Source organism: Actinomadura darangshiensis, assembly GCF_004349235.1.
GTDB lineage: Bacteria > Actinomycetota > Actinomycetes > Streptosporangiales > Streptosporangiaceae > Spirillospora > Spirillospora darangshiensis.
In genome coordinates, this window is the sequence record NZ_SMKY01000513.1 from 1 (window position 1) to 3513 (window position 3513).

3 protein-coding genes are annotated in these 3513 nt (G+C 75.0%); 1 reads left to right on the top strand and 2 read right to left on the bottom strand.

The annotated features are described in order from the left end of the window. Window positions 1-162: 162 nt before the first annotated feature. A complete protein-coding gene (locus E1293_RS48320; RefSeq protein WP_165978710.1) occupies window positions 163-453 on the bottom strand; it encodes a hypothetical protein in 291 nt (96 codons plus the stop codon). A gap of 65 nt (window positions 454-518) precedes the next feature. Here E1293_RS48320 and E1293_RS45650 point away from each other — a divergent pair, with 65 nt between their 5' ends. After that, window positions 519-3209: a helix-turn-helix transcriptional regulator gene (locus E1293_RS45650; RefSeq protein ID WP_132206196.1), complete on the top strand. Its 2691-nt coding sequence runs from the start codon at window positions 519-521 to the stop codon at window positions 3207-3209. Here the strand turns inward: E1293_RS45650 and E1293_RS45655 are convergent. Then, window positions 3206-3513: arylamine N-acetyltransferase (locus E1293_RS45655; protein ID WP_165978711.1), on the bottom strand; the 308-nt coding region annotated here is incomplete at its 5' end. The genes E1293_RS45650 and E1293_RS45655 overlap by 4 nt on opposite strands.

Below are 3513 nucleotides of genomic sequence, written 5' to 3' on the forward strand. Positions count from 1 at the left end.
GGTAGGGACCGAGAGTGATCGAGCTGGCTGCCGGCCAGGGGTGGGCGCAGATCGGGGAGTTGCCGCTGCCCCTGGTGCTGTCCGCCGTCATCGGCCTGGAGCTGGGGCTGCGCAACAAGAGCGCGGGCCTGCGCACGCACACCCTCGTCGGCGCGGCGTTGTTCATGGGCGCGGATGCGGCTCGTCTACCGGGACGGGCGGGGCGCGCTGCGGCGCGTCCTGATGGAGTGCACGCAGCGCGGCTTCGTGATCCTGGAGGTGAACGTCGACCGCGAGTACCTCCCGGACGACTCCGACCGGGGACGGGACGAGCGGCGCGACCGCGACGACGCCGACCGGCGCCGTCCGGGCAACGCCGCGGTGACGCTGATGCTGGAAGGGACGGGCTCGGTCCCGGACCTCACCGCCATCCTCAGCGAACCGGACGAAGTCGTCGGCGTCACGGTCGGTCACGACCACGACGACGACCGAGTGACCGGCTGGGGGACCTCGGTCTGCGGGCTGCGTAGGGTGAATGCATGCTTTACGGGCGGGACGCGGAACTGGCCGCGATCGAGGACCTCCTCGGCCGGGCCCGCGCGGGGCGCAGCGGAACCCTCGTCCTGCGGGGCGAGGCCGGGATCGGCAAGTCGGCCCTGCTCGACCACGCCGCCGAAGCGGCCGGCGACATGCGCGTCCTGCGCGGGACGGGCGTCGAGTACGAGAGCGGCATGCCGTACGCGGGCCTGCACCTGCTGCTCGGCCGCCATCTGGACCGCGTCGGCGGCCTTCCGGACGCGCAGGCCGAGGCGCTGCGGTCCGCCCTCAACATGGGCGGCCGGCTCGGCGCCGGCGACCGGTTCCTGGTCGGCCTCGCGGTGCTGACCCTGCTGTCGGACCTGGCCGAGACGCCGCTGCTGGTCCTGGTGGACGACGCGCAGTGGCTGGACGTCCCGTCCGCCGAGGCGCTGCTGTTCGCCGCCCGCCGCCTCGACGCCGAGCCCATCGCGATCGTCTTCGCGGCCCGCGACGCGGACGTGCCGGAGGCGGGCGCGCCGGAGTTCGCCGCGCAGGGGCTCGCGGAGGTGAGCGTGCGCGCCCTCGACGGGGACGCCGCGGCCGGGCTGCTGGACGACCGCGCCGCGAAGCTGCCCCGGCAGGTCCGGCAGGAGGTGCTGGCCGCGGCGATGGGCAACCCGCTCGCGCTCCTCGAACTCCCGGGTGAGAACGGGCACGGGTCGGCGTACGAGCGGATCCGGCGGGCGTTCGCCGAGCGCATCGGCGCGCTGCCGGAGCCCGCGCGGTGGCTCGTCCTGCTGGTGGCGGCCGACGACCTCGGCGACACCGGGGTGGTCACGCGGGCGGGGGGCCGGTTCGGCGCGTCCGTCGGCGACCTGGAGCCCGCCGAGCGGCACCGGCTGCTGCGCGGCACCGCGGACGGGCGGCTTGAGGTGCGGCACCCGCTGATCCGCACCGCCGCCCTCGGGGACGCGACGCTCACCATGCGGCTGGCCGCGCACGAGGCGCTGGCGGCGGCGTACCTGGAGCGCGGCGACGAATGCCATCACGCGTTCCATCTGGCACGGTCGGTGACCGGGCCGGACGAGCACGTCGCGGCCGTCCTGGAGAAGACCGCCGTCATGGAGCGGGACACGGGCGGCAACGCGTCCGTCGCCGCCATGTACGAGGGCGCCGCCGCGCTCAGCCCGGACCGGGCCGAGCGGGGCCGCCGGCTGGCGCTGGCCGCGCGCGCCTGCGCCGACGCCGGGCTGCCCGAGCGGGCGATCGAGCTGGCGGCCCGCGCGGAGGCCGACCTGCCCGACCCGATGGCGCGGGCGGAGCTGGTGCTGATCCGGGCGAACCTCGCCGACGAGCAGGACCGGACGCGGGACGCCTACCGGCTGTTCGCGGAGACGGCGGCGACGGTCGCCGAGCTCGATCCGCGCACGTCCGGCTACCTGTACTTCCAGGCCGCGTCCGCCGCCGCCAACGCGGCGGACTTCACCGCGCTGGACGACATCGTCGCCGAGGGCGTGCGCGCCGGCGTCCCGAACGCGCCGCACCTGCGGGCGCTGAGCCGGGTGTTCGCCGGGCAGAACCCGTTCGGGCCGAACGGCGATCTCGCGGACGGCGTCGCCGCCCTGCGCGAGCTCATGGACGGGATGAGCCCCTGCTACGGGGCGCACGACCGGGTCCGCGCGGGCATGTGGCACCTGATGATCGGCGACGTGCGGGGCGCCGCCGAGGCCGCGGCCGAGCTGGAGCGGAGCTTCCGCGCGCAGGGGGCGATCGGGCTGCTCGCGCCCGCGCTGATGCTTCGCTCCCGGACGGACCTGCTCCTCGGCCGGCACCGCGACGCGCTCACCGGCGCGACGGAAGGGGTCCGGATCGCCGCCGACACCGGGCAGCACCGCATCCGCGTCTACCTCGACACCGTCCTGGCGCAGCTCGCCGCCATCCAGGGCGATGAAGCGCGCTGCACGGAACTGACGGAAGAGGCGCTCGCGCGGGGGGTCCCGCCTGGCAACGTGCATGCGGCGGCGGCGCGCAGCCTGCTCGACCTGGGGCTGGGCCGGTACGAGGCCGCTCTCGAACGTCTCGTGGACGTCGTCGCCGGGCCCAACCGGCAGGGCGGCATCGCAGCGTTGCCCGACCTCGTCGAAGCGGCCGTCCGGGCGGGTGAGCCAGAGCGCGCGCGGGACGCCGCCGACTGGTACAGCGGATGGGCCGCGCAGATAGGGCAGCCTTGGGCCGAGGCGGTCGCGATGCGCTGTGCGGCACTCCTCGCCGCGGACCCGGACGACCTGTACTCGCGGGCCCTGGAACTGCACCGCGAGGGCGGAACGCCATTCGAGCAGGCCCGCACCGAACTGCTCTACGGGGAGTGGCTCCGCAGGACGCGACGCCGCAACGACGCGCGGGCACGGCTGCACCCGGCACTGGAGACGTTCGAGCGGCTCGGCGCTGCTCCCTGGGCCGACCGCGTCCGGACCGAGTTGCGGGCCGCCGGCGAGAGCCTGGCGGACGGTACCGGTCCCGACGACCTGGCAGCCCGCCTCACCCCGCAGGAACTCCAGGTCGTCCGGCTGGCGGCGACGGGCCTCAGCAACCGGGAGATCGGCGGGCAGCTGTTCCTCAGCCCCCGGACGGTCGGCTACCACCTCTACAAGGCCTACCCCAAGCTCGGCGTCGCCGCCCGCGCCGAACTCGCCCGCCTCGACCTGTCCTAGCTCAGGGCCCGGACGAATTCGACGAGCGCCGAGGCGTCCTCGTCCTCCAGCACGATCCCGAAGTCGCCGGCCAGCGTCTCGGGCAGTTCCTCGGGGGCGAGCGCTCGGGTCTCGACGGCGCCGTCCGGGCGGGTGATGGTGTGCGTCGTCCCGTCCACCACGTGCAGGGCCTCGGACGAGAACTTCTGCGTGAACGGACGCTTCGTGAACGGCGAGCGCGAACTGGTCGACACGTAGTGGTTGAACACGTCGAAGTCGATGCGGAACGTCTCGTTCATGGCGAACGTGTGCCGCTGCACCCACC